Origin of the sequence: Actinomadura roseirufa (genome assembly GCF_900659635.1) — a bacterium.
Taxonomy (GTDB): Bacteria; Actinomycetota; Actinomycetes; order Streptosporangiales; family Streptosporangiaceae; genus Spirillospora; species Spirillospora roseirufa.
In genome coordinates this window covers 1-700 of sequence record NZ_CAACVB010000589.1, presented here as the reverse complement: position 1 = coordinate 700, position 700 = coordinate 1, and the positions used below count along the sequence as shown (strand labels likewise).

The 700-nt window shown below is 75.7% G+C and carries 1 protein-coding gene; it reads left to right on the top strand.

Features of this window, described 5'->3' with window-relative positions; genetic code table 11:
- On the top strand, positions 1–594 hold a 594-nt coding region (locus E1291_RS41575), incomplete at its 5' end, for a YsnF/AvaK domain-containing protein (protein WP_131743495.1).
- Positions 595–700 lie beyond the last annotated feature (106 nt).

Below are 700 nucleotides of genomic sequence, written 5' to 3'. Positions count from 1 at the left end.
ACGGGCGGCGCGGCCGGGACGGCGGGCGGGGACGCCCCGTCCGAGGGGACGTCCGGGAGCCCGGCCGCGGCGGGCCCGTCCGGCACGACCGGGAAGACGGGCGCCCCCGGGATGGCCGTGCACGCCGGCCGCGAGCGCAAGGGAAAGCGGGCGGGCGGCATGCCCGAGCAGGCCGGAGCCCCGACGACCGAGTTCACCCGCTGCGAGGAGCAGCTGCGCATCGGCACCGAACGGCACGAGTCCGGCCGCATCCACGTCCGCAAGTGGGTGGAGACGGAGACGGTCGAGCGCACGATCCCCATCTCGCACGAGGAGATCAAGATCGACCGTGAGCCGATCACCGGCGGCCGGCCGGACGCGGCGATGAGCGTCTCCGAGGACGACCGCGTGATCATCCTGTACGAGGAGCGCCCGCTGCTGTCGACGGAGATCATCCCGGTCGAGCGGATCCGGATCAGCACCCGGCAGGTCCAGGACGAGCAGACCGTCCGCGGCGAGATCCGCAAGGAGCGCATCGAGGTGACCCGCGAGGACATCTCCGGCGGGGGCTCGCAGGACCGCCCGGAGGCCGGCCGGGAGCGCGGCCGGTCCTGACCCGCCGCGGGACCCGGTGACCCGCGACGCCCGCGCGGAGCGCCGGGGCCCGCGGCGCCCGGCCGCCGAGGTCAAGAGGGCTTGTCGGTTCCGCAAGGCACCGTCC